The sequence below is a fragment of the Corynebacterium sp. 1103A genome (assembly GCF_055700955.1).
Genome location: NZ_JASTTF010000001.1, coordinates 192,141 through 218,534, shown reverse-complemented (window position 1 = coordinate 218,534; position 26,394 = coordinate 192,141). Strand labels below are relative to the sequence as shown.

At 66.7% G+C, this 26,394-nt stretch carries 31 protein-coding genes; 20 read left to right on the top strand and 11 right to left on the bottom strand.

Annotation, left to right across the window (positions count from 1 at the left end; genetic code table 11):
- Positions 1-5: 5 nt before the first annotated feature.
- The 7 genes from QQS52_RS01000 to QQS52_RS00970 are packed head-to-tail and all read left to right on the top strand — an operon-like array spanning position 6 to position 5,795.
- Complete coding sequence (locus QQS52_RS01000; RefSeq protein ID WP_472772163.1) at positions 6-1,604, top strand: ABC transporter family substrate-binding protein; 1,599 nt, start codon at positions 6-8, stop codon at positions 1,602-1,604.
- The gene (gene mshB, locus QQS52_RS00995) at positions 1,591-2,505 is read left to right on the top strand and encodes an N-acetyl-1-D-myo-inositol-2-amino-2-deoxy-alpha-D-glucopyranoside deacetylase (RefSeq protein WP_472772162.1); all 915 of its coding nucleotides are present in this window, start codon (positions 1,591-1,593) and stop codon (positions 2,503-2,505) included. The genes QQS52_RS01000 and mshB overlap by 14 nt, the downstream gene beginning before the upstream one ends.
- Positions 2,502-2,885 (top strand): hypothetical protein, encoded by a 384-nt coding sequence (locus tag QQS52_RS00990; RefSeq protein ID WP_472772161.1) that lies wholly within the window; start codon positions 2,502-2,504, stop codon positions 2,883-2,885. Before mshB ends, QQS52_RS00990 begins: the two co-directional genes overlap by 4 nt.
- Positions 2,886-2,933: 48 nt before the next feature.
- Positions 2,934-3,257 carry a ferredoxin gene (gene fdxA, locus QQS52_RS00985; protein ID WP_070769427.1) on the top strand — a complete coding sequence of 108 codons (324 nt, stop codon included), beginning with the start codon at positions 2,934-2,936 and terminating at the stop codon, positions 3,255-3,257.
- A gap of 7 nt (positions 3,258-3,264) precedes the next feature.
- Positions 3,265-4,365 carry a succinyldiaminopimelate transaminase gene (gene dapC / locus QQS52_RS00980; protein WP_472772160.1) on the top strand — a complete coding sequence of 367 codons (1,101 nt, stop codon included), beginning with the start codon at positions 3,265-3,267 and terminating at the stop codon, positions 4,363-4,365.
- Entirely contained in the window at positions 4,365-5,174 is an 810-nt protein-coding gene (locus QQS52_RS00975) for a pseudouridine synthase (RefSeq protein WP_472772159.1), read from the top strand. The genes dapC and QQS52_RS00975 overlap by 1 nt, the downstream gene beginning before the upstream one ends.
- A 57-nt stretch (positions 5,175-5,231) precedes the next feature.
- On the top strand, positions 5,232-5,795 hold the full coding sequence (locus QQS52_RS00970) for a GtrA family protein (RefSeq protein ID WP_472772158.1): 564 nt from the start codon (positions 5,232-5,234) through the stop codon (positions 5,793-5,795).
- 138 nt (positions 5,796-5,933) lie between these two features.
- On the opposite strand, the gene QQS52_RS00965 is transcribed toward QQS52_RS00970, so the two are convergent.
- From QQS52_RS00965 to QQS52_RS00940, 6 genes are all read right to left on the bottom strand, one after another.
- Positions 5,934-6,425, bottom strand: coding sequence for a hypothetical protein (locus tag QQS52_RS00965; RefSeq protein ID WP_472772157.1), 492 nt, complete (start codon positions 6,423-6,425; stop codon positions 5,934-5,936).
- 148 nt (positions 6,426-6,573) lie between these two features.
- Positions 6,574-6,846, bottom strand: coding sequence for a DUF559 domain-containing protein (locus tag QQS52_RS00960; RefSeq protein WP_472772156.1), 273 nt, complete (start codon positions 6,844-6,846; stop codon positions 6,574-6,576).
- A complete protein-coding gene (locus tag QQS52_RS00955; protein ID WP_472772155.1) occupies positions 6,791-7,426 on the bottom strand; it encodes a hypothetical protein in 636 nt (211 codons plus the stop codon). The genes QQS52_RS00960 and QQS52_RS00955 overlap by 56 nt, the downstream gene beginning before the upstream one ends.
- A gap of 433 nt (positions 7,427-7,859) precedes the next feature.
- Positions 7,860-9,191 (bottom strand): amino acid permease, encoded by a 1,332-nt coding sequence (locus QQS52_RS00950; RefSeq protein WP_472772273.1) that lies wholly within the window; start codon positions 9,189-9,191, stop codon positions 7,860-7,862.
- Positions 9,192-9,316: 125 nt separating this feature from the next.
- Positions 9,317-10,288 (bottom strand): 2,3,4,5-tetrahydropyridine-2,6-dicarboxylate N-succinyltransferase, encoded by a 972-nt coding sequence (gene dapD, locus QQS52_RS00945; RefSeq protein WP_472772154.1) that lies wholly within the window; start codon positions 10,286-10,288, stop codon positions 9,317-9,319.
- Between the two features lie 84 nt (positions 10,289-10,372).
- The gene (locus QQS52_RS00940; RefSeq protein ID WP_070769419.1) at positions 10,373-11,743 is read right to left on the bottom strand and encodes an amino acid permease; all 1,371 of its coding nucleotides are present in this window, start codon (positions 11,741-11,743) and stop codon (positions 10,373-10,375) included.
- 129 nt (positions 11,744-11,872) lie between these two features.
- Here QQS52_RS00940 and dapE point away from each other — a divergent pair, with 129 nt between their 5' ends.
- The 7 genes from dapE to QQS52_RS00905 are packed head-to-tail and all read left to right on the top strand — an operon-like array spanning position 11,873 to position 16,756.
- Complete coding sequence (gene dapE, locus QQS52_RS00935) at positions 11,873-12,976, top strand: succinyl-diaminopimelate desuccinylase (protein WP_472772153.1); 1,104 nt, start codon at positions 11,873-11,875, stop codon at positions 12,974-12,976.
- A gap of 38 nt (positions 12,977-13,014) precedes the next feature.
- Positions 13,015-13,806, top strand: a complete 792-nt coding sequence (locus QQS52_RS00930; RefSeq protein ID WP_472772152.1) for an LOG family protein — start codon at positions 13,015-13,017, stop codon at positions 13,804-13,806.
- A gap of 31 nt (positions 13,807-13,837) precedes the next feature.
- Positions 13,838-14,650, top strand: coding sequence for a dihydropteroate synthase (gene folP / locus QQS52_RS00925; RefSeq protein ID WP_472772272.1), 813 nt, complete (start codon positions 13,838-13,840; stop codon positions 14,648-14,650).
- Complete coding sequence (locus QQS52_RS00920) at positions 14,647-15,390, top strand: glucosyl-3-phosphoglycerate synthase (RefSeq protein ID WP_472772151.1); 744 nt, start codon at positions 14,647-14,649, stop codon at positions 15,388-15,390. The genes folP and QQS52_RS00920 overlap by 4 nt, the downstream gene beginning before the upstream one ends.
- Positions 15,387-15,674, top strand: a complete 288-nt coding sequence (locus QQS52_RS00915; RefSeq protein ID WP_296203090.1) for a cell division protein DivIVA — start codon at positions 15,387-15,389, stop codon at positions 15,672-15,674. The genes QQS52_RS00920 and QQS52_RS00915 overlap by 4 nt, the downstream gene beginning before the upstream one ends.
- Before the next feature lie 44 nt (positions 15,675-15,718).
- Entirely contained in the window at positions 15,719-15,886 is a 168-nt protein-coding gene (locus tag QQS52_RS00910; protein ID WP_070769414.1) for a DUF3117 domain-containing protein, read from the top strand.
- A gap of 9 nt (positions 15,887-15,895) precedes the next feature.
- Positions 15,896-16,756, top strand: coding sequence for a methyltransferase domain-containing protein (locus tag QQS52_RS00905; RefSeq protein WP_472772150.1), 861 nt, complete (start codon positions 15,896-15,898; stop codon positions 16,754-16,756).
- Between the two features lie 16 nt (positions 16,757-16,772).
- Here QQS52_RS00905 and QQS52_RS00900 read toward each other — a convergent pair whose 3' ends face one another.
- Together QQS52_RS00900 and glgA are read right to left on the bottom strand one after the other, a co-directional pair.
- On the bottom strand, positions 16,773-18,191 hold the full coding sequence (locus QQS52_RS00900; RefSeq protein ID WP_472772271.1) for a GH32 C-terminal domain-containing protein: 1,419 nt from the start codon (positions 18,189-18,191) through the stop codon (positions 16,773-16,775).
- Between the two features lie 23 nt (positions 18,192-18,214).
- Positions 18,215-19,369 (bottom strand): glycogen synthase, encoded by a 1,155-nt coding sequence (gene glgA / locus QQS52_RS00895; protein ID WP_472772149.1) that lies wholly within the window; start codon positions 19,367-19,369, stop codon positions 18,215-18,217.
- 109 nt (positions 19,370-19,478) lie between these two features.
- On the opposite strand from glgA, the gene glgC reads away from it, so the two are divergent.
- Positions 19,479-20,696 carry a glucose-1-phosphate adenylyltransferase gene (gene glgC / locus QQS52_RS00890; RefSeq protein WP_472772148.1) on the top strand — a complete coding sequence of 406 codons (1,218 nt, stop codon included), beginning with the start codon at positions 19,479-19,481 and terminating at the stop codon, positions 20,694-20,696.
- Here the strand turns inward: glgC and QQS52_RS00885 are convergent.
- Complete coding sequence (locus tag QQS52_RS00885) at positions 20,693-21,364, bottom strand: O-methyltransferase (protein ID WP_472772147.1); 672 nt, start codon at positions 21,362-21,364, stop codon at positions 20,693-20,695. The two genes, glgC and QQS52_RS00885, sit on opposite strands and share 4 nt — an antisense overlap.
- Before the next feature lie 114 nt (positions 21,365-21,478).
- Between QQS52_RS00885 and sigE the strand changes: the two genes are divergently transcribed.
- The 3 genes from sigE (at position 21,479) to QQS52_RS00870 (ending at position 23,225) form a co-directional block, all read left to right on the top strand.
- A complete protein-coding gene (sigE, locus tag QQS52_RS00880; protein ID WP_472772146.1) occupies positions 21,479-22,087 on the top strand; it encodes an RNA polymerase sigma factor SigE in 609 nt (202 codons plus the stop codon).
- A gap of 149 nt (positions 22,088-22,236) precedes the next feature.
- A complete protein-coding gene (locus tag QQS52_RS00875) occupies positions 22,237-22,644 on the top strand; it encodes a zf-HC2 domain-containing protein (RefSeq protein ID WP_472772270.1) in 408 nt (135 codons plus the stop codon).
- Positions 22,645-22,649: 5 nt separating this feature from the next.
- Positions 22,650-23,225, top strand: a complete 576-nt coding sequence (locus tag QQS52_RS00870; protein WP_472772145.1) for a twin-arginine translocase TatA/TatE family subunit — start codon at positions 22,650-22,652, stop codon at positions 23,223-23,225.
- A gap of 13 nt (positions 23,226-23,238) precedes the next feature.
- On the opposite strand, the gene QQS52_RS00865 is transcribed toward QQS52_RS00870, so the two are convergent.
- Entirely contained in the window at positions 23,239-24,375 is a 1,137-nt protein-coding gene (locus QQS52_RS00865) for a P-loop NTPase (protein WP_472772144.1), read from the bottom strand.
- A gap of 94 nt (positions 24,376-24,469) precedes the next feature.
- Here QQS52_RS00865 and QQS52_RS00860 point away from each other — a divergent pair, with 94 nt between their 5' ends.
- Positions 24,470-25,174, top strand: a complete 705-nt coding sequence (locus QQS52_RS00860; protein WP_472772143.1) for a hypothetical protein — start codon at positions 24,470-24,472, stop codon at positions 25,172-25,174.
- Between the two features lie 159 nt (positions 25,175-25,333).
- Here QQS52_RS00860 and QQS52_RS00855 read toward each other — a convergent pair whose 3' ends face one another.
- The gene (locus QQS52_RS00855; protein ID WP_472772142.1) at positions 25,334-25,582 is read right to left on the bottom strand and encodes a hypothetical protein; all 249 of its coding nucleotides are present in this window, start codon (positions 25,580-25,582) and stop codon (positions 25,334-25,336) included.
- Between the two features lie 53 nt (positions 25,583-25,635).
- Here QQS52_RS00855 and QQS52_RS00850 point away from each other — a divergent pair, with 53 nt between their 5' ends.
- Positions 25,636-26,334: an HNH endonuclease signature motif containing protein gene (locus QQS52_RS00850; RefSeq protein ID WP_472772141.1), complete on the top strand. Its 699-nt coding sequence runs from the start codon at positions 25,636-25,638 to the stop codon at positions 26,332-26,334.
- The last annotated feature ends 60 nt before the right edge of the window (positions 26,335-26,394 follow it).

Genomic DNA, 26,394 nt, shown 5'->3' with positions numbered 1-26,394 from the left:
CACCGGTGACAAAGCCGTTTCGCGGCGCGATAGCGCTGCTAAGCGCCGGCCTGCTGGGCAGCGGGGTCGTAAGCGCCTGCGCGGCGAACCCGGGCCCGCCGCCGGTGGTGGAGGAGGCGCCGTCGGAGCCCTCGGCCACGTCGACCACGACCACCCCGCCGCCCGAGCCGACCGAGCGCTCCCGGGTGGCCGTCGGCGTCGACCCGCTGCAGGCCGGGCTCAACCCGCACCTGCTCGCCGACAACCAGCAAGTCGTCGAAGACATCGCCGACCTCGTGCTGCCGTCTGTTTTCCACGGCGATCGGCTCGATACCGACGTGGTGGATTCCGCCGAGGAAGTCGAGCCCCCGGAGGGTGTGGCTCAGCGCCTGCGCTACGAGATTTCCTCGGCCGCCCAATGGTCCGACGGCACCCCGCTGACCTCGGCCGACTTCAGCTACCTGTGGGAGAAGATGCGCAGCACCCCGGGGGTCAAGTCCCCAGCCGCCTACCAGGCAATTAGCGCGGTCCATAGCTCCGACGGCGGCAAGATCGTCACCGTGGACTTGTCCACCCGCGTGGCGGACTGGCGCGCGCTGTTCCAACACCTCCTTCCGGCCCATCTGCTGGAGGAGGGCGACGCCTCCTTTAGCGCGGCCCTGGCCAACGACATTCCGGCCTCGGCCGGGCGCTTCCTGGTCGCCTCCGTGGACAACGCCCGCGGGATGATCACCTTGAACCGCAACGACCGATACTGGGGCGCGGAGCCGGCCCAGCTGGACGTGGTCGAGCTGCACTACATGCGCTCGTCTCAGCAGGCCGTCAACATGCTGCGCACCGGGCAGGTCGGCTTCACCGACATCCGCCCGGAGCAGACCACCATGGAGTCGCTGTCCCTGGTTCCCGGCGTCGATGCCCAGACCCAGGGCGGGCTGCGACAGCTTCGCCTCCAGCTGTCCACCCGCACGCTTGCCGATACCCCAGCCCGCCGTGCCCTAGCCAGCCTCGTCGACACTGATCAGCTGGCGCGCCTGGCCACCGGCCGCAGCGCCGACCTTTCCGTGGCCCGCAACCCGGTCGGCGCGGGCGCGGATCTCACCCCGCTGCGCGAGCTCGCCGAGAACCGGCCCATCCGGCTGGCCGCGGACCCGTCCGACGTGCCCGCCACGAACGCGGCGAACGCCCTCGTGGACGTGCTGACCAGCCAGGGAATACCCGCCGAGGTGGTCGGGGAGAAGATGTCCGTTATCGCCTCCACGCTGCTGCCCAACGAGCGCGCCGATGCCGTCCTGGCCTGGCACGATCTGAGCCTGCAGCCGGCGGACTTCGCGGATTATTTCGTCTGCCCGGGCCCCGAGAACAGAGCCGTTGGCGACCTGTCCGGCTATTGTCCGGAGGACGCCGCGGCGCAGCTGGGGCGTATCCTCGGAGGCGAATACTCGGGCGAACAGGCCCTCGAGCAGGTGCGCGCCCTGAACGCGGCCCAGACCCTCTACGTGCCGATTGTGGACGAGACCCGAGTGCACGCCGTGGGCCGGGGCATCGCTGGCCCTGCGGGGAGGCCCGCCGAGTGGTCGCTGGAATCCGCCCCAACCTGGAAAGAAGGAGAACGTGACGAAGAATAACCTGGATCTTGCGGGCTACCGCGTGCTGGTCACGCACGCGCATCCGGACGATGAGACGCTCTTTACCGGAGGCACCATCGCCGGCCTGAGCGGGCGCGGGGCCCAGGTGACCGTCGCAACGGCCACGCTGGGCGAAGAGGGCGAGGTCATCGGGGATAAATACCAGCACCTGGTGGTGGACGAGGCCGACCAGCTGGGCGGATTCCGCATCGGGGAGCTAGACGCCGCCGTGGGCCACCTGGGTGCGCGCTCCGTGCTGCTGGGCGGGCCCGGTCAGTTCCGCGACTCCGGGATGGCAGGATCAGCCGCCCACGCTAACCCGCGGGCCCTGGTCAACCGCGTGCCGGAGGCGGCCCAGTCCATCGCCCAGCTCATCGACAAGCTGTGCCCCAATGCCGTCCTCACCTACGGGCCCGACGGCGGCTACGGCCACCCCGACCACATCGCGGTGCACCAGGCCACCCACCAGGCCCTCAAACAGGCCGGCTGGGCCGTTCCCCGGGTGTGGTGGGCCATCTACGAGCGCGAGCTGACGCTGGGCGCCCTGGAGACCCTGCACCCGCCGGAGGGCTGGCAGCTGCCCAGTGCCGAGTACTTGGAGAACTTCACCAACGCCGGCGCCGACCTCAAGGTCCGGCTCATCCCGGCCGCCTACCAGGCCAAGCGCCGCGCGATGGCGGCGCACGCGACCCAGATCTGGCTCGGCGACGGCACCGTCACCGAGACCAACCCGGAACCCGCCTGGGTGCAGGCGGCCAACCCGGCCGAGGTGCCCACCGGCTACGCCCTGTCCAACCGCCTGCTGATGCCGCTGCCGCGCACCGAGTCCTACCAGCTGGCCCAGGGTCCGTCGCCGCTCGGCGAGGGAATCCGCGGGCTGCTGGGGGAGCTGGATTCATGAGTGGCGAGCAAGCGGTCATCCGCACCGACTTCACGCGCGCCGAGGCCGCAGGCGGGCTAGCCTGGCTCTGCGTCGGGGCGGCGCTGTCCTGCCTGCTGGAGGTTGTCTACCTCAACGTGTGGCTGGGGCCCGTGCCGTTCCCGGTAACAATTGTGGTGGCGTTCCTGTTCAACCACGTGCTGACCACAACGGCGCGCCTGTGGAGCTCGAACACCCTGGTGGTGCTGCTGCCTTTGGTTGTGTGGATCCTGCTCTTCGCGATATTTTTGTTTGGTGTTGAAGTAACTGGGGATCAGCTACTAGCCAATAATATTCGCACCGTGTGCCTGCTTTTCGCGGGCATCGTGGGCGGTGTCTGGCGCTTTGTCAAGACGAAGTGACATACTAATTAACGGCCTAAAAACTGGATCAGGAGATAATTTTCACCCATGACTTATACAATCGCCCAACCTTGTGTTGACGTGATGGACCGGTCCTGCGTCGAGGAGTGCCCGGTTGACTGCATCTATGAAGGCAAGCGTTCCCTCTACATCCACCCCGACGAGTGCGTGGACTGCGGCGCCTGCGAGCCCGCCTGCCCGGTGGAAGCCATCTTCTACGAGGACGACGTGCCGGACGAGTGGCTCGACTACAACGACGCCAATGCCGCCTTCTTCGACGATCTGGGCTCCCCGGGCGGGGCCGCCGCCTTGGGACCGCAGGACTTCGACGCGCCGATGATCGCCGCGTTGCCGCCACAGAATCAGGAGTAGAAGCACCATGAACCGCACCCCGCTGGGGGAAAAGCTACCGGACTTTCCCTGGGACTCGCTGGCTGAGGCCAAGGCCAAGGCCGCCGCGCACCCGGACGGAATGATCAACCTGTCCGTAGGGACCCCCGTGGACCCGGTCTCGCCGGGGGTGCAGCTGGGTTTGACATCGACGGCCGCGGAGCCAGGCTACCCCGCCACCGCCGGCTCGCCGGAGCTGCAGCAGGCCATCGTGAGCGCAATGGAGCGGCGCTACCACGTCACCGGCCTGGACACGAAGTCGGTACTGCCGGTTATCGGTTCCAAGGAGGCCATCGCGTGGCTGCCCACCCTGCTGGGGCTTAGCGGGCACCGGATTGTTATCCCCAGCCTGGCGTACCCGACTTATGAGGTGGGGGCCCGGCTCGCGGGTGCCGAGGCCATCCGCGCCGACGAGACCGCCGACTTCGGTGACGCCTCGCTGGTCTACCTCAACTATCCCGCCAACCCGACCGGGCAAGTCGCGTCCGTCGAGCACCTCCGCGAGGTCGTCGCCTGGGCCCGCGCTAACGATGCCATCGTTGCCTCCGACGAGTGCTACCTCGGCCTGGGCTGGAACGACGACAACCCGCCGGTGTCCATCCTGGACCCGCGGGTGTGCGCCGGCGACCACACCGGTCTGCTGGCCATGCACTCGCTGTCCAAGACCGCCAACCTCGCGTCCTACCGCGCGGCGTTCATCGCAGGCGACCGCGACCTCGTCCAGGAGCTGCTGGCGGTGCGCAAGCACGCCGGCCTCATCGTGCCCGGCCCCATCCAGTCCGCGATGGTCGCCGCGCTCGACGACGACGCCTCCGAGCAGCTCCAGCGCCAGCTCTACGCCCGCCGGCGCGTGGCGCTGATGAAGGCGCTGACGGCCGCGGGATTTAGCATCGACCACTCCGACGGCGGCCTCTACGTGTGGGCAACTCGCGGCGAGGACTGCCGCGCGACCGTCGATTGGTTGGCCGAGCGCGGCATCCTGGTCGCGCCCGGCGACTTCTACGGCGCGGCCGGCAAGCAGTACATACGCATGGGGCTTAACGGCACCGACGCGGGGATCGCCGCCGCGGTGGAGCGCCTGGGGCGCTAGTGCCACCCATCGGCTGCCGGGAGGGCATCTCCCCGCAAAAGACCGTCTTGCGCGGCCACGTTCCTTCGGAAGGGGAGTACTGGGCCGCCCGCGCCGGCGATTCCCCCTTCGCCGAAGGCGAGAAACTCCGCCCCAGCCAGCCGCTGCCGCGGCCCGTTCCCGCGTGGTTTCACCCCGTCGTGGCTGAGGAAGAGGAGATCCCGTTCTACCACCGCGTCCTCTTTGCCGACGAGGACCTCATCGTGGTGGACAAGCCGCATTTTCTGCCGACGACGAGCAACGGGCGCATTGTCCGCAACACCGTCCAGACCCGTCTCCGCCTGGAATTCGGCGAAGACGAGATTGTGCCCATCCACCGGCTGGACCGGCTGACCGCGGGGCTGGTGGTCTGCTCCCGCAGGCGCGCTACCCGCGGCGCCTACCAGCAACTTTTCGCCCGGCGCCGCGTGCGCAAACACTACCGCGCGGAGCTTAGCGCCCCGCTATATGTCGACGCACTCATCACCCTGCCCATGCGCAAAGAGCCCGGCCAGCGCCGCGTAACCGTCGATGCCGCCGGCACCACCACCCGCACCCGAGTCCGCGCGCACGGGCGGGTGGCCGACCTGTGGCCGGAGACCGGGCACACGCACCAGCTGCGGGTGTTGCTGAATCATTTGGGCGCGCCGATCGCCGGCGACGACACCTACCCAACCGACCGTGGCCTGCAGCTTTACGATTTTTCCCGGCGGCTGAAGCTCTGGCACACCAGCCTTAGTTTTACCGATCCGTTGCAAGGCACGCAGCGCCGGTTTTCACTCCCGCAGTAGTGGCGGAGTATTCTCGAGTAGTTATTGTTGTTATCCGCAGGCCTGAAAAGGTAGTTCATGAGTGAGCAGAGCATCGCGCGCATGGCGGCCAACCTCCGGCAGTTCATCAAGTTCGGCATGGTGGGCGGCTCGGGCGCGCTGGTTAACTTTGCCGTCTTCGTGCTATGCAAGAAGATCGCCGAGGGCTTCTTCCACGTCCACGAAACCGACGTCTGGTTCCCGATTCTAGGCACCGAATTCAACGTGCGCTGGTACAACGTGTTCATGGTGATCGCCTTTCTCGTGGCCAACACGTGGAACTACCAGCTCAACCGCATGTGGACCTTCAAATCAGTCAGCAGCGTGTCCTGGCTGCGCGGTTTCTTCCCTTTCCTGCTCACCGGGCTGGGCGCGCTCATCGTCTCGCAGATTTTCATGGTCCTGCTGATGAACCCCACCACGCCAATCGGCCTGCCGCGCGAGATCTTTGATGATTCCACCGGCCTGCGCACCATGTCCTACTGGGCCAACATGATTTCCGTCATCCTCGCCATGCCGGTCAACTTCATCATCAACAAGCTCTGGACCTTCCGCTCACGGCCCGAGGGGCCGCGCGTCGTCCACGAGCAGGAGCCCGCCTAGCGCTTGTTTTCGGCTCTTCGCCGGCCCCGCGCGCCCTTCGCGCTCACGGGCAGAGCCTAGGAGCGCATTTTCGCCGTGCTGGTGACCGCGAAGGGTTCAGGCATGGCCTATCCCTCCGGCGAGCCAGCCAGCTGCTGTCTAGTCATCGAAGGAGGCGTCCAAACGCCTCAGGTCGCGTGCGCGGAGGAGGTTGATGATAAGAGGGGTGAAAACCAGCCCGCCGAGAAATCCCAAGACGCCACCGACGATGATGCCGCTAGCCGTATCCAGTTTGCCTGCCTGGTAGGTGTTGTAAAACATGCCCGCCATCATGATTGCAGCTGGTAGAGCGACTAGCGCGGTGGGAAGAAGACGAGGGGTGGCGGGCTTCGGGCGGGGTATGTGCTTGGTCATCCATTGGGTGCTGATCACCTCAGCGAGGGCGTAGGGCAAAACCACCACTACGGAGACCTGGGAGAGCTGCCCGTCTAGGAGCCAGGCGAAGATTGCGCCGACGGTGTACAGGCTGAAGACCATCGTGGAATACCCCACGGCGAAGGACTTGTAGACCATTTCCCGCTGGTACTCGTCCTCGGTGCACGCCTCGACCTGCTCAAAGGTGTGATTCGCGATGTGATCGGCGATCGACATGCCAGGTAGTCCTTTCTCAGCTCGTGCCACTCCCGCCGGCAAGAACGGAACGTGAGGTAGACGGGACTACCCATCAGTACCGTGCCGGCGGCGTGACTTGCCCATCTTCGTGACTTAGCGTAGAGAATCCCGGGCTACCTGGCAAAGCTTAGAGATTCCAGTGCCATTTCCATGCCGGTTCGCGGCTCACATAGGTCATTTGCCCGGGATGCCCTCGCGTGCGGCGCCGAATCGCGTCGCGAATCTGGTTGATTACGCTGGGGAGATTGAAGCGAATGCAGTCGCCGGTAAACCTCAGCACCAGGTACCCGTGGTTCTGGCCTGCGTTGGACTTCATGCGGTCGAGGATAAAGTTGCGGTGCTGGCTATGGTAAGTATACCCGTCGACCTCGATGAGAATCTTCCACCGCCGCAGCTCCAAGGTCGAAGCGGTAGCCGGCCACGGCCGAATTATGGATTGGGTAAATTCCCTGTTTGCGCATCTCGCGCGCGAGTTCTCGCTCACGGAGCGAATCCGTGCCGATAGCGCACTCGCGCAGGCACGCCCGCAAGCCCCTTGGTATTCGCCCCATCCGGCGCCTGTCCTTAGCCAGCTGGGCCCGCCCGTTTTTGCCGTGGTAGTGCGCTTCCAGCATCGGGTGGCTGCGTTCCGGGCAGCGCCGCGCAGCCCACAGCGGCTCCACCACCCGCAACCTGTCAACCACCTCCGCCGAGCGCATCCGCGAATGCACGACGCGGAAATTCTCGCCCACAATGGTCCGCGGTCCCTCTAGTGTCAACGGGAAAGTCAGCGGCAGCCCGCAATGCACCTCGATGGCGCTGCGCCCGGCCAGCACCGCGTGCGGATACGCCGCGAGCAGGCACGCCGCGACCTCGCGAGTGTTCGGCTGCTGGTCCGTGTAGACCCCGCGGTGGATGCGAAAAAGTCGGCCCTCGGCCAGCAGCGTTCGAATCCGGCGCTTGCCGATGCCCTCCTTCCGCAGCCGCGCAGTCGTCCACATCGCCATGTACCTAAAGCTAGGCAGCGAACAGCATTGCTAGGGGAGAGGGCAGAAAAGGCCGGAAAACGGCAAAAATAGTTTGCCCACGCCGGCTTCTGGCGGGCGCGACCTGTAATGTGACCATCCTAGGTGGTGACATTGCTACCCAGCGGGTAGGCCGCGAGGGTGAGCTTCGGCGAAGGGACTCAAACCGCCCAATGCGCCCTTCGCGGTCACGGGCGCGGGGCCCGCGCTCAGAAAATCCCCGCCGGTGACCGCGAAGGGTTCATTCTTGCCGGAGCAGTCGAATCTGGCGGAACTGAATCCGGTGCAAGGGGCGCCGGAGCAATTGAATCCGGCGCAAGAGGCCTCGGATGCAATGGAGTCGTCGCTAATGGAACAGGTGGAAGACACGCCGGCGCAACGTACGGTGAGCGCCCAGCCAGCTGACCCGCTACGGCAGGTCCAACGTCGAGGTCGGGGAGATGCCGCGGACCTTCGAGTTGATGAAGCCAGCGACGGCTAGCACCGCGAACATGGCGGCGGCGGAGGAGAGCTGGATGCGGGAGGAGGCATCGCTGAGCATGAGCACGGCGATACCGGCCAGCGCAATCAGCGTCAGCCACGTCAGGTAGGGGTAGGCCCACATGCGGATGGGCAGCTCGTAGCGGGCCTCGAGCTGGTGGCGCAGGCGTAGCTGCGCCACCGCGATGAAGGTCCACACGATAAGCAGGGACGCGCCCGCGGAGTTGAGCATGAAGGTCAGCAGCCAGCCGGTATCGGCGTAGTTGAGCACAACCATGACGGCGGCCAGCGCCACGGACAGCCCGATCGCCGGCAGCGGTACGCCGTGGGCGTTGGTGTGGGCGAAGATACGCGGGGCCTCGCGGCGGGTGGCCAGGGAGTGCATCATGCGGGAGGAAGCGTAGATCTGCGCGTTGAAGGCCGACAGCAACGCCAGCACGATGATGACCTCCATGAGGCCGGCCGCAAACGGGATGCCGGCGTGTTCGAGCACGCGGGTAAAAGGCGAGGCGGCGGCGGTGTCGGAATCGCCCAGCGAGGAGTAGGGCAGCAGGAAGGTAATCACCAGCACGGAACCCAGGTAGAAGACCGAGATCCGCAGGATGGTCGAGCGCACGGCGTTGACCAGGGAACGCTTCGGGTCCTCCGACTCGGCGGAGGCGATGGCTACGACCTCAATGCCGCCGAAGGCGAAGGCGACCGCCAACAGGCCGGTGGCCACGCCGGACAGGCCGTTGGGCATGAAGCCGTCGCCCAAGAAGATCTCGGTGCCCACGAAGGTGTGGCCGGGCAACAAGCCGAAGATGAGCGCCAGGCCCAGCAGCAGGAAGGCGACGATGACGACGACCTTGATGGCGGCGAACCAGTACTCGAACTCGCCGAAGAAGCGCACGTGCAGAAGGTTAATCACGCCGAAGATGGCCACGCACACGGCCGCGGGAATCCACGGCGGCACGGCCAGCCACGCGCCAATGAAGGCGGCGGCGCCGGTAATTTCGGCGCCCAGCACCGCCACGGTGGCCAGCCAGTAGATCCAACCCTGCGTGAAGCCTGCCCAGCGTCCGATGCCGTGCTCGGCGTACTCGGAAAACGAGCCGGAGGCGGGGATGACGGTGCCCATCTCGCCGAGCATCTGCATCACGAGGATGGCCAGCGTGCCGGCGATGATATAGGCGACGAGGACCGCTGGGCCGGCGGCGGCGATGGCCACGCCGGTGCCCAGGAAGAGCCCGGCACCGATGGTGGAGCCCAGCCCCATCATGGTCAGGTGGCGGACCTTCAGGCCGCGGCCGAGGGGGGCGGTGGGAGTTGGTTCAGCAGTAGACACTCCTCAAGTGTAAGGCGCGCATAAGAAAGGACCCCCGAAGGGGTCCGCAGTGCCGCTTTTTAATTCTTGTGGAGGTCGGAGTTGAGGGCCACGGCCGCGGCCTTCCACTCGGTGGCTTCCACCGCTCCGGTCACGGAGTGGCGGCGCAGCAGCACACCGGAAGCTCCCGACAGCTGCGCGGCCTTGACCTGCTCGCCCGGCTCGACGCCGGCGGCCTCGGCCACCTTGTCGTAGACGGTCACGCGGGTGCCCGCGGTGACATAAAGACCGGCCTCGACCACGCAGTCGTCGCCCAGCGAGATGCCGACGCCGGAATTGGCGCCGAGCAGGCAGCGCTCGCCCAAGGAGATGACCTCCTTGCCGCCGCCGGACAGCGTGCCCATGATGGAGGCGCCGCCGCCGATGTCGGAGCCGTCGCCGACCAGCACGCCGGCGGAAATGCGGCCCTCGACCATGGACGCACCCAGGGTGCCGGCGTTGAAGTTGACGAAGCCCTCGTGCATGACGGTGGTGCCCTCCGCCAGGTGGGCACCCAACCGGACGCGGTCGGCATCGCCAATGCGCACGCCGGAGGGGATGACGTAGTCGACCATGCGGGGGAACTTGTCCACGGAGTACACGGTGACCGGGCCGCGGGAGGCCAGGCGGCCGCGTACCATCTGGAAGTCGGAGACGGCGCAGGGGCCGTAGTTGGTCCACACGACGTTGGCCAGGTGGCCGAAGATGCCGTCCATGTTCAGCTCGTGCGGGCGGACCACGCGGTGGGACAGCAGGTGCAGGCGCAGGTAAGCGTCGTAGGTGTCGATGGGGGCATCGTCAAGGGAGGCGATGCCGGTGGCCACCGCCACGCGGGCGACGCCGCGCTCCTCGTCGGGGCCTACCAGCTCAGCGAACTGCTGGGGGACCTCATCCAGCTGGGTGGTGCCGGACTGCTCCACCGGCTGGTCGGTGTGGACGGCTGGGAACCAGACGTCCAAGACCGTGCCGTCGTGGGTGATGGTCGCGAGTCCGCGGGCGGATGCTGAAGTCATAGTGTGAAAATGCCTCGTGAAAAAATCGATGGGAGTATGCCACGTATTCAGTTGTTTAGACGCACGTTGAGCCAGTTTAGCTAATTAGCGTTTGTTGCGCCCCACCTGGCTGCGCGCGCCGGTCGGCAGCGCGAAGGACAGCACGATGAGGATGGCGGACATCGCCACGACGGCGCCGATCTGGGCGCGGGCGGCCGGGTCGAAGAGCATCAGGACAATCAGCGCCCCCAAGGCGGCCAGCACGATCCACGGCACATACGGGAAGCCGGGCGTGCGCAACTGGGTTAGCTCGCCGTTGGCCTTCATCTCCGGGTGCAGCTTCAGGTAGGAGCAGACCACCAGGATCCAGATGACCAGCAGGCACCCGCCCACGGCGTTGAACAGGAAGGTCAGCAGCCCCGGAGGGTTCCAGTACTGCAGGCCGACGGAGGCGAAGGCGAAAATCATGGACAGTACGACGGCGTTGCGCGGCGAGCCCTGGGCGTTCGTGAACAGGAAGGCGTGGTGGGCGTTGCCGTCGCGGGCCATGTCGAAGACCAGGCGGGAGGTCGCATAAATCTGGGCGTTGAACGCCGACAGCAGCGCCACGACGATGACCAGCTCCATGAAGCCGGCCACGGCCGGCAGGTTGGCCGTGCCCATCACGAGGGCGAAGGGGGACTGGGAGGCGTCGTCGGCGTCCTGGATCAGATCGAAGGGCAGCAGTAGCGCGATGACGGCGACCGAGCCCAGGTAGAAAACGATAATGCGGAAGATGATGGCGCGCACGGCGGTGGAGACGTTGTGCGCGGGATCCTCGGACTCCGCGGCGGCGATAGTCACCAGCTCGATGCCGCCGAAGGCGAAGGCGACCGCCAGCAGGCCGGCGGCGAAGCCGGGGATGCCGTTGGGCAGGAAGTTATCGGTGAAGTTCTCCGTGGCGACGAAGGTAGTACCCGGCCACAGGCCGGTAACCATCAGCACACCGAGCACGAGGAAGGCGACGATCACCGCGACCTTGATGACGGCGAACCAGAATTCGAACTCGCCGAAGCCGCGCACGGAGGCGAAGTTGATCACGGCGAAAATCAGCACGGCGATGAGCGCCGGGATCCACGGCTCGACGCCGAACCAGCCGCCGATGATGGCCGCCGCGCCGGTGATCTCGGCGCCCATGACCATCACCAGCATGAACCAGTACAGCCAGCCGCAGGTAAACCGCGCCCAGTTGCCGAAGGCCTGGCCGGCGTAGGTCGAAAAGGAACCCAGCGACGGGCGGGCGGAGGCCATTTCCCCCAGCATTCGCATGATCAGGGCGATCAAGGCGCCCGCGATGGCATAGGCAATGAGAATGGACGTGCCGGCGATGTGGATGCCCACGCCCACGCCCAGAAACAGTCCGGCGCCGATGGCAGAGCCCAGGCCCATCATAGTCAGGTGGCGGGTTTTCAGCCGATGAGGTTTCTCCGTTGCCATTGAATTCTCCAACCCAGATATGCGATATGTCGATCCCGCTGCAATACAGCGAGTGTTTGCTGGGAGTTTACACGTTCGTCACCAAGGTCACGCCCGCCACCCCCGCCTTAAGCGGTAGCATGGCCGGTTGTGAGTACCCCGAAGCCGAATTCTCTAGATCTGCTGACTTGTCCGATCGAGCTGACCAAGCAGCTGGTGGACATCCCCAGCCCCTCCCACCACGAGGAGGCCATCGCCGACGCGATTGAGGCCGCCCTCCGGACAATTGAGGAGGTGGAGGTAGCCCGCTTCGGCAACACCGTCTGCGCCCGCACCCACCGCGGGCTGGACTCCCGCGTCGTGCTGGCCGGGCACGTGGACACGGTCCCGCTGGCCGACAACGTGCCGCACCATATGGAAGGCGAGACGATGTTCGGCTGCGGCACGGTTGACATGAAGTCCGGCCTGGGCGTTTACCTGAACGCTTTCGCGACTCTGGCTAACGATGCCTCCTTGGCCCACGACCTCACCCTCATCGCCTACGAGGGCGAGGAGGTCGCCACCGAGTACAACGGGCTGGGGCACATCCAGCGCGACAACCCGGAGTGGCTGGCCGGGGACTTGGCGCTGCTGGGCGAGCCCTCCGGCGGGATGATCGAGGCCGGCTGCCAGGGCAGCATCCGCCTGCGGGTCACCGCCCGCGGTACCCGCGCGCACTCGGCCCGCGCCTGGCTCGGCTCCAATGCCGCCCACACCCTGGCCCCGGTCATCAATAACATCGCCGCCTACCAGCCCCGCGACGTCGAAATCGACGGCTGCGTTTATAAGGAAGGCATCAACATCGTGCACTTGGATGCCGGCGTGGCGACCAACACCATCCCGGACGAGGCGTGGCTGTTCGTCAACTACCGCTTCGCGCCCGATCGCAGCTCCGAGGAGGCCATGGCCCACCTGCGCGAGGTCCTCGGCGAGCACGAGAACATCGACATCGAGGTCGATGACGTCGCCGAGCCCGCGCTGCCCGGCCTGGGCCAGCCCGCGGCCGCCGCGCTTATCGATGCCGTCGGCGGCCAGGTCCGCGCCAAGTACGGCTGGACCGACGTGGCCCGCTTCTCCGAGATGGGCACCCCGGCCGTGAACTTCGGTTGCGGGGATCCCGGCTTCGCACACAAGCCGGACGAGCAGTGCCCGGTCGACCAGATAACCGAGGTCGCCGGCGTCCTGCGCCAGTACCTGACCACCACGAACTTTTAAAGCAAACTCTTAAAAACCAAGAAGGGGAGCCGTTGCCGATGGCACCGCAGAAAAACAATCAGAAGCACCTTTCTGAGGGCTACCACCGCACCCTGCGCGGGCCGCTGCTTCTGCGCACCGAGGGCGAGCAGGAGTCGACCTACGACCAGCGCCTGCTGCAGTCGGGCGCGGATCACGAGTGGCAGCACGCCGACCCGTGGCGCGTGCTGCGCATCCAGGGCGAGTTCGTGGCCGGCTTTGACGCCCTGTCGAAGCTGCCTAAGGCCGTGACCGTCTTCGGCTCGGCGCGCACGCCGGAGGATGCTCCCTCCTACGCGCAGGCCGTCGAGCTGGGCAACAAGCTGGTCGGCGCGGACTACGCCGTCATTACCGGCGGCGGGCCCGGTATCATGGAGGCCGCCAACCGGGGCGCGCACGGGGCCGGCGGCATGTCCATCGGCTTAGGCATCGAGCTGCCCTTCGAGCAGGGACTGAACCAGTACGTCGACTTGGGCCTGAACTTCCGCTATTTCTTCGCCCGCAAGACCATGTTCCTGAAGTACTCCCAGGCTTTCGTCTGCCTGCCGGGCGGGATGGGCACCATGGACGAGTTCTTCGAGGTAGCCTGCATGGTCCAGACCGGCAAGGTGACCAACTACCCGATTGTCCTGCTCGACACCGAGTACTGGTCCGGCCTGGTGGAGTGGATGAAAAAGCGCCTGGTCGCCGACGGCTACATCAACGAGACCGATCTGGACCTCTTCCTGGTTACGGACTCGGTGGACGAGGCCGTCGAGCACATCGTCAGCGCGCACGCCATCATGACCGACGGGCGCATCCGCGATCTCTAGCCCCATGCCACACCACGCTATCGCCCAGGTCATGGCGATTATTAACCGCACCCCGGATTCTTTCTACGACAAGGGCAGCACCTTCGAGCTGGACCGCGCCCTGGCGCGCTGCGGGCAGGTCGTTGCGGAGGGGGCATCGATAGTCGATGTCGGCGGCGTCAAAGCCGGGCCCGGCACGCAGGTGGATGCCGCCGAGGAGATCGACCGCGTCGTGCCCACCATCGCGGCCATCGCCGAGCGCTACCCGGACGTCGTCGTGTCCGTAGACACCTGGCGCGCAGAGGTAGCCGATGCCGCCATCGCTGCCGGCGCCCGACTCGTCAACGACACCTGGGCGGGCTTCGACCCGCAGCTCATCGAAGTCGCCGGCCAGCACCGCGTCGGCTACGTCTGCTCGCACACCGGCGGGATCACCCCGCGCACTCGCCCGCACCGCGTGCACTTCGACGACGTGGTCGCCGACGTCATCGCGGAGACCACCGCCCTGGCCGAGAAGGCCGCCGGTTTAGGCTGCCCGGAGGAGCTGGTTTTTATCGACCCCACGCACGACTTCGGCAAGAACACCTTCCACGGGCTCGAGCTGCTGCGGCGCATCGACGAGATCGTGGGCACCGGCTGGCCGGTGCTCATGGCGCTGTCGAACAAGGACTTCGTGGGCGAGACCGTCGGTCGCGGGGTGGGGGAGCGCGTCGCCGGGACGCTGGCGGCCACGGCCTGGGCCGCGGCCCGCGGGGTGGCGGCCTTCCGCGTGCACGAGGTCGCCGAGACCGTCGATGTCATCCGGATGACCGGGGCCATCGCCGGGCAGTGCACCCCGCTGGCCACCACGCGGGGGCTCGCGTGAGAGTCTCCGTTGTCATCCCGGCGCTCAACGAGGAAGCCACCGTGGCCCGGGTCGTTACCGCCTGCCTGGCCGATTGCCCGCACGAGGTCTTGGTCATCGACTCAGACTCCACCGACGCCACCGCCGCCGAGGCCGCGGGCGCGGGGGCGACGGTGGTCAACTGGCGCGAGGTGCTCGGAAGCATTGCGCCGGTGCCCGGCAAGGGCGAGTCGCTGTGGCGCGGGGTCGCCGCGGCGAGCGGCGACGTCGTGGTCTTCGTCGACGCCGACTTGGACTCGGCCGAACCCGGCATGGTCAACGCCCTGGCCAGCCCCTTTCAGGACCCGGGGATCCACCTGGTCAAGGCCCATTACGAGCGCACCTTGGGCGGGCAGGCCAGCGGCGGCGGCAGGGTCACGGAGCTTGCCGCCAAGCCGCTGCTGCGCCTGTTCTTTCCGGAGCTTACCGATATCTACCAGCCGCTGGGCGGGGAGTACGCCCTGCGCCGCGAAACCGCGCTTCAGCTGCCCTTCGTCTCCGACTACGGGGTCGAAGCCGGCCTGCTGATTGATGCGTGGCGGGCCTTCGGGAGGGCATCGATAGCGCAGGTGCCGCTGGCCCCGCGGCGCCACCGCAACAAACCGCTGGAGCAGCTGGCACCCATGGCGGAGGTCGTGGCGCAGACCATCCTGGCGCGCGCCGGCGCAGACGTCCCAGAGGTGGCCGGACGGCCGGCGCTTGCTGGTATCCTCAAACCATGATTTCTTGGCTCGTGCTGATTGTGGTGCTGGGCGCCCTCGTCGTCGTGGGCACGTGGCTGTGGGGCAAGCTGATTGGTCCCGGGCCCGTCATGGAGGCCGTGCCGAACCCGCAGGCCGCGGACCAGCACAACGATGCCGCCCTTGCCGCCGGCAACTACGCTGCCCTGGAGTTCGACGTCGCCCGCCACGGCTACCGCCAGGACCAAGTTGACCGCGTGATCGCGGCGCTGTCCGCCGAGCTGGAACGGTACCGGGCCGCCACCCCGGATCTGAATAAAGGATAGACTGGGAAGAAGCAGTAATCCTTTGTAAAGAAAGTGTGGAAACCATGGCAGCTATGAAACCTCGTACCACGGGCGGAGCGATGGAAGCGGTGGAAGAATCGCGCAAGATTGTCATGCGGATCCCCTCCGACGGCGGTGGGCGAATCGTCATCGAGCTGTCCAAGGAAGAGGCGGCGGAGCTCGGTTCGTTGCTGACCGAAGTCGCCAGCTAGAGTAGGTCTATGCTTTCCGACATCATTGATCTTTTGGCGGATCCCGCCGACGGAAGTGCCCTTTCGGGCGCGGATGAGTTTTCTCGCCTCGTGTCCGAGACCGGCCACAGCTACGACGTGGCCAAACAGGGCTACGTGACGCTTGCGGCCGGGGCGGGGCTCAAGCACCAGGGCGATAACATGGACATGGTCAACGCCCGCGAGACCTACCTGGCCCGTGGCCATTTCGCCCCCTTCGTCGAGGCCGTGACCGGCAGCATCCAGGACGTCGTGGAGCCGGTGGCTGACGATGTCGCCCCGAGCATCCTCGAGGTCGGCGCCGGCACCGGCTACTATCTGGCGCACACGCTCGACTCGATTGCGGGTTCGCGCGGGGTGGGCCTGGACATCTCCCCGCACGCGGCCAAGCACCTGGCCAAGGCCCACCCGCGGATCGGCGCCGTGGTCGCCGACGTCTGGGAGCGCTTGCCGCTGCGCGATAACAGCGTGCACGCCATCTCCGTGGTTTTCGCGCCGCGCAACCCCGCCGAATTCCGCCGCATTCTGGCCCCGGGCGGACAGATCGTCGTGCTCACTCCCGAGGTGGGACACCTGGATGAGCTGCGCGAGCCGCTGGGCATCCTGGGCGTGGAAGAAGGCAAGATTGACCGCATGTACGAGCAGGCCAGCGGCTACCTCGAGCAGGCCGCCGACCCGGTCGATATCTCTTTCCCCATCACCCTCGACAAGGAGTCCATCCGCGACCAGGTCGGGATGAGCCCCTCGGCGCGACACATCAGCGCCGCCGAGCTCGACGAGCGCCTGGCGGCCCTGCCGACGACGCTGTCGGTCACCGCCCGCGCCCGCCTCGACCGCCTGCGCGCGGTCTAAGCCGGGTCCGTTTCTCCTAAGAGCCGGCGCGCTCCCACTCGCGCAGGATTTCGGCGTCGCCGCTGGTGCGCAGGCCGCTGCAGCCGCCGGTGAAGTAGACGCGCGAGGCCATGGCCACCTGGCCGCCGTCGGCGAAGACCTCGACGGTAGAGCCGTCGATGATGATGGTCAGCGAGTCAGAGTCATCTTCGGCGAGGGTGGCGGTGGCGGGGGCGTCGTCGGCGTAGAGATCCTGAAACTTGGAGCAGCGCTTGAGGGTGAGCTCCTCGCCGGAGTGGGTCACGACCGCGGCCGGATCCCCGTCGGCGTCCAGTAGCTCCACCGCCAGGTGCGAGCCGGCCGGGACGTTGAGCAGGCCGACCCAGGAGCGCGCCCGGGAGGACTCGGCGACCGCGTCCGGCAGGCCCACCGCCGGGGTCTGGAAGAGCTTGCCGCCCTGCAGCGTGATGTGCCGCGGCAGGGAGAGCACGTTGGCCCAGCCTTCCTGGGTGAAGGAGGGGTGCGTGGTGGCATCGTCAGCGCGGCCCTGGCCGTTCATGAGGCCGAACAGGCGCGACTGCTCGAAGCGCTGCTGCTGGTCGACCGTGCCCGGCATGTAGTTCGTGGTGCGCGGGCGGGTGAAGTCGTGCCCGAAGTCGAGCTGTTGGAAGCCGGTGCGCACAGTAAACACGGTGCCCTCCAGGCGCCCGACCAGGTAGCCGGAGACCTCCCGGTCGCCGCGCTCGATGGTCACCAACAGCACGTCGTAGATGTGGTCGTCGACCTGGTCGCGCAGGCGGATGATGCGCGGCGAGACCACCGGCGGCAAGTCTCCGCCGGCGCTCCAGCCGGACAGTCCGGTGTCTCCCGCGAAGGTCAGCGGGCCGGAAAAGGTCCAGGAGGTGCCGTCCTCGGAGTGGAGGATGACCGGCTGCGGGGTCTCCGTGGTGCCGGTCAGTGCCAGCATGATCCAGCCGGCGTGCCCCTCGTCGCGGTCGGCTTCGGCCCAGCCTGGCACGACGCAGGGGGAGCGGAAGCGGGAGAAATCGGTGGTGTCGGCGGCGACGGTGCCCACCCGCTGGATGGCCGCGTCCAGGGTGGACGGGTCGTCGGAGACCTCGCAGACGCGGTCGAAGTCCTTGTCCTGGGCTAGAGCCACGGTGCTGCCCGTCGACGTCACGGAGGTGAAGTAGAGATTGACACCGGCATCGACAGCCGCGACAGCGCCGGCACGCAGGGTGATTTCGCCGCCGGCGGGGGCGAGCACGTCGTCGCACTCCAGCCAGTCGAAGGGCATCTCCTCGGAGAAGACGTGACCCCACCGGGCGCCCTGCCCGGGCTGCGCGCGGTACTGGAAGTACAGGTGCCAGGTCGTCCCGTCCAGCAGCGCGCCGGCGGGAGCGTCCAGGATCCCGCTTTCCGGAGCGAAGTGAAGCTCGGGATGATGAATGTGGATTGGCAAGAAAAACTCCTTAAAACTCAGACCAGCGAGCGGTAGATATCGACCGTGTGCTGCGCGATTGTCGCCCAGGAAAACTCCTCCACGGCGCGCTGCCGGCCGGCCTCGCCGTACTGGCGGGCGCGGTCGGGGTCTGCCGCAAGGTCGTTGACTGCCTGGGCGATGTCCACCTCGAAGGTGGCGGCGTCGTCAGCGTCGTAGGCCACCAGCGTACCTGTAACCCCGTCGCGCACGACTTCCGGAATGCCTCCCACGCGGGAGGCCACGACTGCGGTGCCGCACGCCATGGCCTCGAGGTTAACTATTCCCAGGGGCTCGTAGATGGACGGGCACACGAAAACATCCGCGCCGGTGTAGACCTGCTGGACACGGTCGTGGTTGAGCATCTCCTTGACCCAGAAAACCCCGTCGCGCTCGGCGCGCAGCGTGTCGACTAAGGCCTCGGTGCGCGCGGCGATCTCGGGGGTATCGGGGGCGCCGGCGCACAGCACCAGCTGGATGTCCGGGTCGAAGGAGCGGGCGGCGCGTAGCAGGTGCTCCACGCCCTTCTGGCGGGTAATCCGGCCCACGAAGGCGACCACCGGCCGCTGGCTGTCCACGCCCAGCTGCGCCAGGTAGTCGCCGTGGCGCGGCTGCCAGCGCTGCGTATCAATGCCGTTGAGCACCACGTGCACCTTGTCCGCGTCGATGCGGGGGTAGGCGTCCAGGATGGATTCCTTCATGCCGGCGGAGACGGCGATGACGGCGTCGGCGGATTCCATTGCGTTGCGCTCGGACCAGCTGGAGATGCCGTAGCCGCCGCCCAGCTGCTCGCGCTTCCACGGGCGGTGCGGCTCCAAGGAGTGGGCCGTTACCACGTGCGGGATGCCGTAGAGTAGGCCCGTCAGGTGACCGCCCAAGCCGGAATACCAGGTGTGCGAGTGCACCACGTCCAGGTTGTCGGCCGCGTGCGCCATCCGCAGGCCGGTCGACAGGGGCTTGAGGGCGGGGTTGGCGTCGGCCAGCGCGCTGTCGGGGCCGTGGGCAAAGACACCGGCCTCGTCGCGGTCGGCGCCCATGCAGTGGACGTCGACGTCGATGATGTCGCGCATGAAGCGAGTCAGCTCGGCCACGTGGACCCCGGCGCCCCCGTAGACCTCGGGAGGGTATTCCTTGGAAAAGATTCCGGCTCTCATGCCCTCCCAGAATAATGATTAATGCCGCGGCGCGCACCGAAGGTAAACAAGGGGTAAATAGTACTAATTTCCGCTGCGTAGTTTCCTTCGTGCGGATAGGTTGGAGGTCGTGAGAAGCCAGCCTAACGTCCTTGCCATCGTTCTTGCCGGCGGAGAGGGCAAACGCCTCTTTCCGCTGACGGAAGACCGCGCCAAACCCGCCGTGCCCTTCGGCGGTTCCTACCGTCTCATCGATTTCGTCTTGTCTAATCTAGTCAACGCCCGCTTCCTCAAAATCGCGGTGCTGACCCAGTACAAGTCGCACTCGCTCGACCGCCACATCTCCCAGGCCTGGAACCTGTCCGGGCCCACGCCGCAATACATCGCCTCCGTGCCGGCCCAGCAGCGGCGCGGCAAGCGCTGGTACAACGGCTCGGCCGACGCCATCGTCCAGTCGCTGAACCTCATCCACGACGAGAAGCCGGACTATGTCATCGTCTTCGGCGCCGACCACGTCTACCGCATGGACCCAGCTCAGATGGTCGACGAGCACATCGCGACCGGCCTGGACTGCTCCGTCGCCGGCATCCGCGTGCCCCGCTCCGAGGCCAGCGCATTCGGCTGCATCCAGGCCGACGGCATGGGCACTATCACCGAGTTCGTCGAGAAGCCGGCCGATCCGCCGTCCACCCCCGACGACCCGACGCAGACGTATGCTTCCATGGGCAACTACGTCTTCACCGCCCAGGCACTTATCGATGCCCTTTTGGCCGACGAGGACGACTCCGAATCCGCGCACGACATGGGCGGCAACATCATCCCGTACTTCGTGGAGCGCGGCCAGGCCCACGTCTACGACTTCATGTCCAACCAGGTGCCCGGCTCCACCGAGCGCGACCACGGCTACTGGCGCGATGTGGGGACCATCGACTCCTTCTACGAGGCGCACATGGATCTCATCTCCGTGCACCCCATCTTCAACCTCTACAACCGGCACTGGCCCATCCACTCGACGGATGATTCCAACTTCCCGCCGGCGAAGTTCGTGCAAAACGGAATCGCGCAGTCGTCGATGGTGGCCCCGGGCTGCATCATCTCCGGCGGCACGGTGCGCAACTCGGTGCTGGCTTCTGACGTGCACGTCGCCGACGGCGCGACCGTCGAGGGCTCCGTGCTGCTGCCGGGTGTGCGCGTCGGCCGCGGGGCCGTGGTACGCCGGGCCATCCTGGACAAAAACGTCGAGGTAGGCGAGGGCGCCATCGTCGGCGTCGACCCCGAGCGCGACGCCGAGCGCTTTCAAATTTCGGCCGGCGGCGTGGTCGTCGTCGGCAAGAACCAGCGCGTCTAGAGCTTCGTTACGAGCGTGACACCGCCACCCAGCGGCAGGCGGGTGACCACGGCGCCCTCGAGCTCGCGGATGGCGGCGTCGGCCTGGCGGGCGGACTGGGTGGCGCGATCCGTACGCGAGCTATCGCCCAGGGTCCCGTCCAGCAGGGCATTCGGCAGGACCAGGGTGCCGTGCGGGGACAGGAGGGGCCAGGCGGCATCGACCAGCGCGGGCAGATCCAGGCTGTGCACGTCGGCGTAGATTACCTGGTAGGACTCGCTGGCCAGGCGGCTCATCACGTCCAGCGGGCGGGACGGTAGGTAGCGCACGCGGCTCGGCGGGTAGCCGGCCTCTCGGAAGGAGGCCTTGGCCGCGGCTTGGTGCTCGGCCTCCGGGTCGATACAGGTCAGCGAGCCCGACTCGGAAAGGCCCTCCAAAACGTAGAGGCCGACGACCGCCGCGGCCGGCGAAATGACAATTGCTTGGGCCTTCGGCGTGGCCGCATGCCCCGTGGAGGCGGCGGCGAGGGTGCTAATCAGCTGGCCCAACGACTCGTCCGGCAGCGGCAGGGAATACTCCTGCGCGTGGTCGCGGGCGTGCGCGAGCGCTTCCGAGGGCGCGGAAGTCGAGCCAATATAGGATTGCAGTGCGTCAAAAGCCGTAGTAATCACAGCCTTCAGTCTAGGCATAACGCCCCACTTAGGTGGGGATAACGCCCCGAGTCGTGGGTGGCAAAACGGTTAACAGCAAATGTACAGCCCACCGTCTGGAGTTTGGAAGAAAGATGTAGCACAATACTTGTTATGGCAAAAGACTCTTCCTCGGCGAACACTGCCCCCGTGAGCACCGCTGCTTTCGATGCCGGGCAGGCAGCCATGCCGTCCTGGGCCGACCTGGTGGCCGAGCACGCCGACAGCGTCTACCGCCTAGCCTACCGCCTGTCCGGTAACCAACACGACGCGGAGGATCTGACCCAAGAGACCTTCATGCGCGTGTTTAGGTCCCTGCACAACTACCAGCCCGGCACCTTCGAGGGCTGGCTGCACCGAATTACCACCAACCTTTTTCTGGACATGGTGCGCCACCGCGCGAAGATCCGCATGGAGGCCCTGCCCGAGGACTACGACCGCGTGCCGGGCAACGACATGACGCCCGAGCAGGCCTACACCGTGGCCAACCTGGACCCGGCCCTGCAGGCCGCGCTGGACTCGCTGAGCCCTGAGTTCCGCGTCGTTGTCGTGCTCTGCGACGTCGTGGGCATGAGCTACGACGAAATCGCCGAAACCCTGGGCGTCAAGATGGGCACGGTGCGCTCCCGCATCCACCGCGGCCGGTCCCAGCTGCGGGCGGCCATCGAGTCCGCCGCGGCTAACGATGCCGATGCTCGCCTCCTGCTTCCCACCAAGTCCTAGAAAAATTCCCTAGGCTGTTGTTAGGACTAGTACTTCGGGGCTGAAAGGAGGCCACAGCTGTGCACCCGCATGTATCGCGCTTTTCTTCGCTGAGCTCGGCTGGCTCGGCCGGAGCTGTCGGCTCGGCGGGTTCGGCGGACGCGGCTGGGATTGCGCGGGCCCGCAAGATCCGCGACAAGGCTAAGGCGCGGGCGCGCCGCATGGACACCATCGGGCACTTGGGCCCCGAGGCCGTCGTGGCCTTCGTCGATGGCGAGATGGAGCGCAAGGCAGCCCACCGCGTGCGCGTGCACCTGGTCCACTGCGCCGAGTGTCGCCGCGAGGTCCACGTGCAGCGCGGTGCGTCGGAATGGGTGCGCATGTGCAACGTCGACCACCAGGTGCGCGCACCACATTCGCTGGTGGATAAGCTGACCAGCATCGCGAGCTCCGCGGTGGGGCCGGGGCCGGACGCCTTCACGCCAGCCTACCGCCCCGAGCAGGATCTGTTTGACCGGCTGGAGATGATGGTGCGGGCGATCAGGCACAACCAGGGCCGCAGAGAAAGACTAGAGTAAGTCACGTGTTTTCGAATTTAGGCGTTACCGAGATCGTGGTGATCGTGCTGATCGCCGTAGTCGTCATCGGCCCAGAGCGGCTGCCCGGGGTGCTCCAGGACGTGCGCGCCGCGATCTTCGCCGCGCGGCGGGCGATCAACAACGCCAAGGCCGAGCTCAACGGCGAGGTGGGGGAGTTCTCCAAGGAATTCGACGACCTGCGCGGGCCGCTCAACCAGGCCATGGAGTGGGGACGGCTTGGGCCCCGCGGGGTGCTGACCAAGGCGCTTTTCGACGGAGACGACAGCGCCTGGGACGACTTCAACCCGAAGAAATTCTTAGACGAACCGGCCGCGAAGGTCGAGCAGCGCGAGGAAAGCTACAGCCCGTACACCGACCAGCCGCGCGAGACTAACACCGCGGCAGCCGGGCAGGGCTTCGATTATTCGCAGATTTATGCTGCCGATTTCACCCCCACGCTGCAGGCTGAGCCACGGCAGGCTGAGCAGCAGCCGCAGGCGGAGACGCGGCAGGCCGAGCAGCGCCGCGAAGAACCCCGCCCCGACCAGCCGTCGGGCTTTAGCTGGTCGGATATTAGCTAGCGCCTAGAGGCGTCTAGTGACGGGTAACGCCCAGGCCGAGTGGCTTGCCGGCCAGGGAATCCTTGCGCACCGCGATCTTGTCCGCGATGGCGGCAACGGCCTGCGCTGCGGCCGAGTTCGGGGCCTGCTCGAGAATCGGTACGCCGGAATCGCCGCCGGTGCGCAGCGCCGGATCCAGCGGGATCTGGCCCAGCAGCGGGACCTCGTGGCCCAAAAGGGTGCTCAGCCGGTCGGCGACGATCTGGCCGCCGCCGCTGCCGAAGATATCCATCGTGGTGCCGTCCGGCATGACCATCGCGCCCATGTTCTCGATGACGCCGGCCACTCGCTGGCGCGTTTTCTGGGAGATGGAGCCGGCGCGCTCGGCGACCTCCGCGGCCGCAGCCTGCGGGGTGGTGACGATAAGCAGCTCGGCGTTGGGGATGAGCTGGGCTACCGAGAGCGCGACATCGCCGGTGCCGGGCGGCAGATCCAGAAGCAGCACGTCTAAGTCGCCCCAGAAGACATCGACCAAGAACTGCTGGAGGGCGCGGTGGAGCATCGGCCCGCGCCAGACGACTGGCGCGTTGCCCTCGACGAACTGCCCGATGGAGATGTGCTTAATATCGTGCGCGATGGGCGGCAGCAGCATCTCCTCGTCCAGCACGGTGGGGCCCGCGGTGGAGCCCAGCAGGCCGGGGACGGAGTGACCGTAGATATCGGCATCGATGATGCCCACCTTGAGGCCCTTGCGCTGCAGGGCGGAGGCCAGGTTGACGGTGACCGACGACTTGCCCACGCCGCCCTTGCCCGAGGCCACCGCGAAGACGCGGGTGGTCGAATCGGGCTTCGCGAAAGGGATCTCCGGCTCGGCCTTGCCGCCGCGGAGCTTCTTCTTAAGCTCGAGGCGCTGCTCGTCGTTCATCGCGTCCAGCGTCACGCTGACGTCGCCGACGCCGTCGATGTCCTCCAACGCCGCCTGGGTGTTGGACTGGATAGTGTTTTTCATCGGGCAGCCAGCGATGGTCAGGTAGATTTCCACGGCGACGTCGTTGCCGTCGATGGCGATGGACTTGACCATGTCGAGTTCAATAATCGGGCGCCCGATTTCGGGATCCTCTACGCGGGAGAGCGCGCTGCGGACAGCGGATTCGGTTAGTGCACTAGTCATATCATGAACCATCGTAGTAACCGGGCGGGGAAAAATACACGTCGGGGCACGCGGTGTAAGATGACAGGGAATTTCAACGTTGGGAGGAGACTCGATGCGTGTGCAAGCCGGTGCCGCCTGCCTCGTCGCCGCGGCGGTGGCCTTGAGCGGGTGTGAGGTGGCCGACCCCGGCAGCACCGCCGACCCGCGGGAGGACGCGGACATCCGCATCCTGGTGGATTCGCAGGACACAGAGGGCCAGGTCGTCGCCGAAATCTTCAAGCAGGCCTTCGCCCGCAACGACCGCAACGCCGAGTTGGTCGTCGAGGACAACACGGCCGGTTCCTCGCTGGTGGAAAAGATGGGCGAGGACGGCAATTTCTGGGCCGCCTGCACCGGCGACGCCCTCTTCGCCCTCGACCCCGACCGCGCCCGGGAGATGGAGCAGGACTTCAGCGCCGGCGAGGCCCGCCGTGACGAGGACCGCAACGGGCAAACCCACATCGCGATGATGGAATCGCTGCCCACCACGCTGACCACCGTCGACCCGTCCACCGCCCAGGGCTGCAGCGCGAGCCCCGCCAGCGAGCTGCCCCAGAACTACAGCCCCATCTTCACGAAGGGCCTTTTGGACCGAGAGGAAAAGGAGATGCTGGGCTCGTTGTCGAAGTTCCTCATCGAGCAGGACATCGACGAACTCGTCGAGGAAATCGAGTCCGGCGACGGCGAGATCGAGAAGATCGTTTCCCGCTGGAGCCAGAACAGCGTCCCCGAAGGCGAGTTGGACGCCAACAGCGACTCGGACTCCTCCGAAGAATAGCGCGCCGCTAAATAGCGCCCTGGCCGGTGGATAACTCCGCGGTCTATACGCCCGCATATGTTTTGGGCAAGTTGTCCACAGGCTGCCGCTGCGCTTGGTTGAGCGCGGCGGCGTCGGCTGCTGTTGTGGAGCATGGACACAGAATTTGATCCAGACCGATTAGAACGCACGCGGGCGTACTTCGGGGCGCGGGCGACGGTCATCGCCCTGCTTGAGGAGATCCGCGGCGCCAGTACCGACGACCTCGTAAAGCACGCCGGGGCCACGCGCGCCGGCGCCGAAGAGCTGCTGGGAGTGCGCGACCTCTTTTTTGGGGCGACCCGCTACCGCGGCCGCCAAGGCCGCGCCTTGGCCGCCGCCCGGCGGATTGGCCACGACCTTGCGGTGCTGCTGGTGATTGCCTACCACGTCGGGCGCGCCCGCAAACAGGACGACGCCTGGCGCATCTTCGAGGAGCTCGCGTGCATTGCGACGGACGAGGAGGCGATGGGGCGCATCGCTCGCCGGAAGGTGCGCGAGGCCAACCCGAGCCCGACCCGCACGCCCGGCGCGAGATGCGCCGCGGCAAGGACGGTCTATGGTCGTGGAAGATTACCGCGGACTCGGCGTTCATCGCGGACCTGCACGCCAATATCGACTCGGTCGACGACGCCCGCGCCGCCCTTCTAGGCGGAGGCGGGGCGGCCACGCCGGCGACCACCAACGCGGTCATGGGCATCAGCGATTTCGGCCGGCTGCTTAGCGATGCCTCCTCCGGCGCCGAAGACATCACCGTTCAGCTGACCAACGGCGCCGTTATCAGCGGCGCCGAGCTGGCGCGACGCAAGCTCAGCGAGTTCGGCTTCGTCGGTCTGGTGGACCCAGTGCGCGGGCCGGTCAACCTCTACCGCATCGAGCGCTTCGCCTCCGACAAGCAGCGGCGCTTGGCGCTGATGGAAAACCCGGTCTGCGCCTGGCCGGACTGCCTGCTCGGCGGCGACGAATGCCGGATACACCACATGAGACCCTGGGAGCGGGGAGGGTCGACCAACATGGACAACCTGGTGACCTTGTGCCCGCACCACAATGGCGCGAACGATGACGCGGGGCGCGGTGGGCCGACATCGCGGGGCAGGATGGCCCGGGTGCGCGGAAAGACGGTGTGGATACTGCCCCGGTAGGCCCTCCCAGAGATTAAAAAACCGACCCGCCACCTCCCTAGTTGAGGGAGGGCAGCGGGC

What these genes read in the sequence shown, in the direction of transcription:
- QQS52_RS00990 (WP_472772161.1), top strand. Translation starts at nt 2,502, where the DNA reads ATGAGTGGCGAGCAAGCGGTCATCCGCACCGACTTCACGCGCGCCGAG.
- fdxA (WP_070769427.1), top strand. Translation starts at nt 2,934, where the DNA reads ATGACTTATACAATCGCCCAACCTTGTGTTGACGTGATGGACCGGTCC.
- dapC (WP_472772160.1), top strand. Translation starts at nt 3,265, where the DNA reads ATGAACCGCACCCCGCTGGGGGAAAAGCTACCGGACTTTCCCTGGGAC.
- QQS52_RS00970 (WP_472772158.1), top strand. Translation starts at nt 5,232, where the DNA reads ATGAGTGAGCAGAGCATCGCGCGCATGGCGGCCAACCTCCGGCAGTTC.
- QQS52_RS00965 (WP_472772157.1), bottom strand. Translation starts at nt 6,425, where the DNA reads ATGTCGATCGCCGATCACATCGCGAATCACACCTTTGAGCAGGTCGAG.
- QQS52_RS00955 (WP_472772155.1), bottom strand. Translation starts at nt 7,426, where the DNA reads ATGTGGACGACTGCGCGGCTGCGGAAGGAGGGCATCGGCAAGCGCCGG.
- QQS52_RS00950 (WP_472772273.1), bottom strand. Translation starts at nt 9,191, where the DNA reads ATGATGGGGCTGGGCTCCACCATCGGTGCCGGGCTCTTCCTGGGCACC.
- dapD (WP_472772154.1), bottom strand. Translation starts at nt 10,288, where the DNA reads ATGACTTCAGCATCCGCCCGCGGACTCGCGACCATCACCCACGACGGC.
- QQS52_RS00940 (WP_070769419.1), bottom strand. Translation starts at nt 11,743, where the DNA reads ATGGCAACGGAGAAACCTCATCGGCTGAAAACCCGCCACCTGACTATG.
- QQS52_RS00930 (WP_472772152.1), top strand. Translation starts at nt 13,015, where the DNA reads ATGGCACCGCAGAAAAACAATCAGAAGCACCTTTCTGAGGGCTACCAC.
- folP (WP_472772272.1), top strand. Translation starts at nt 13,838, where the DNA reads ATGGCGATTATTAACCGCACCCCGGATTCTTTCTACGACAAGGGCAGC.
- QQS52_RS00915 (WP_296203090.1), top strand. Translation starts at nt 15,387, where the DNA reads ATGATTTCTTGGCTCGTGCTGATTGTGGTGCTGGGCGCCCTCGTCGTC.
- QQS52_RS00910 (WP_070769414.1), top strand. Translation starts at nt 15,719, where the DNA reads ATGGCAGCTATGAAACCTCGTACCACGGGCGGAGCGATGGAAGCGGTG.
- QQS52_RS00905 (WP_472772150.1), top strand. Translation starts at nt 15,896, where the DNA reads ATGCTTTCCGACATCATTGATCTTTTGGCGGATCCCGCCGACGGAAGT.
- glgA (WP_472772149.1), bottom strand. Translation starts at nt 19,369, where the DNA reads ATGAGAGCCGGAATCTTTTCCAAGGAATACCCTCCCGAGGTCTACGGG.
- QQS52_RS00885 (WP_472772147.1), bottom strand. Translation starts at nt 21,364, where the DNA reads ATGCCTAGACTGAAGGCTGTGATTACTACGGCTTTTGACGCACTGCAA.
- sigE (WP_472772146.1), top strand. Translation starts at nt 21,479, where the DNA reads ATGGCAAAAGACTCTTCCTCGGCGAACACTGCCCCCGTGAGCACCGCT.
- QQS52_RS00865 (WP_472772144.1), bottom strand. Translation starts at nt 24,375, where the DNA reads ATGACTAGTGCACTAACCGAATCCGCTGTCCGCAGCGCGCTCTCCCGC.
- QQS52_RS00860 (WP_472772143.1), top strand. Translation starts at nt 24,470, where the DNA reads ATGCGTGTGCAAGCCGGTGCCGCCTGCCTCGTCGCCGCGGCGGTGGCC.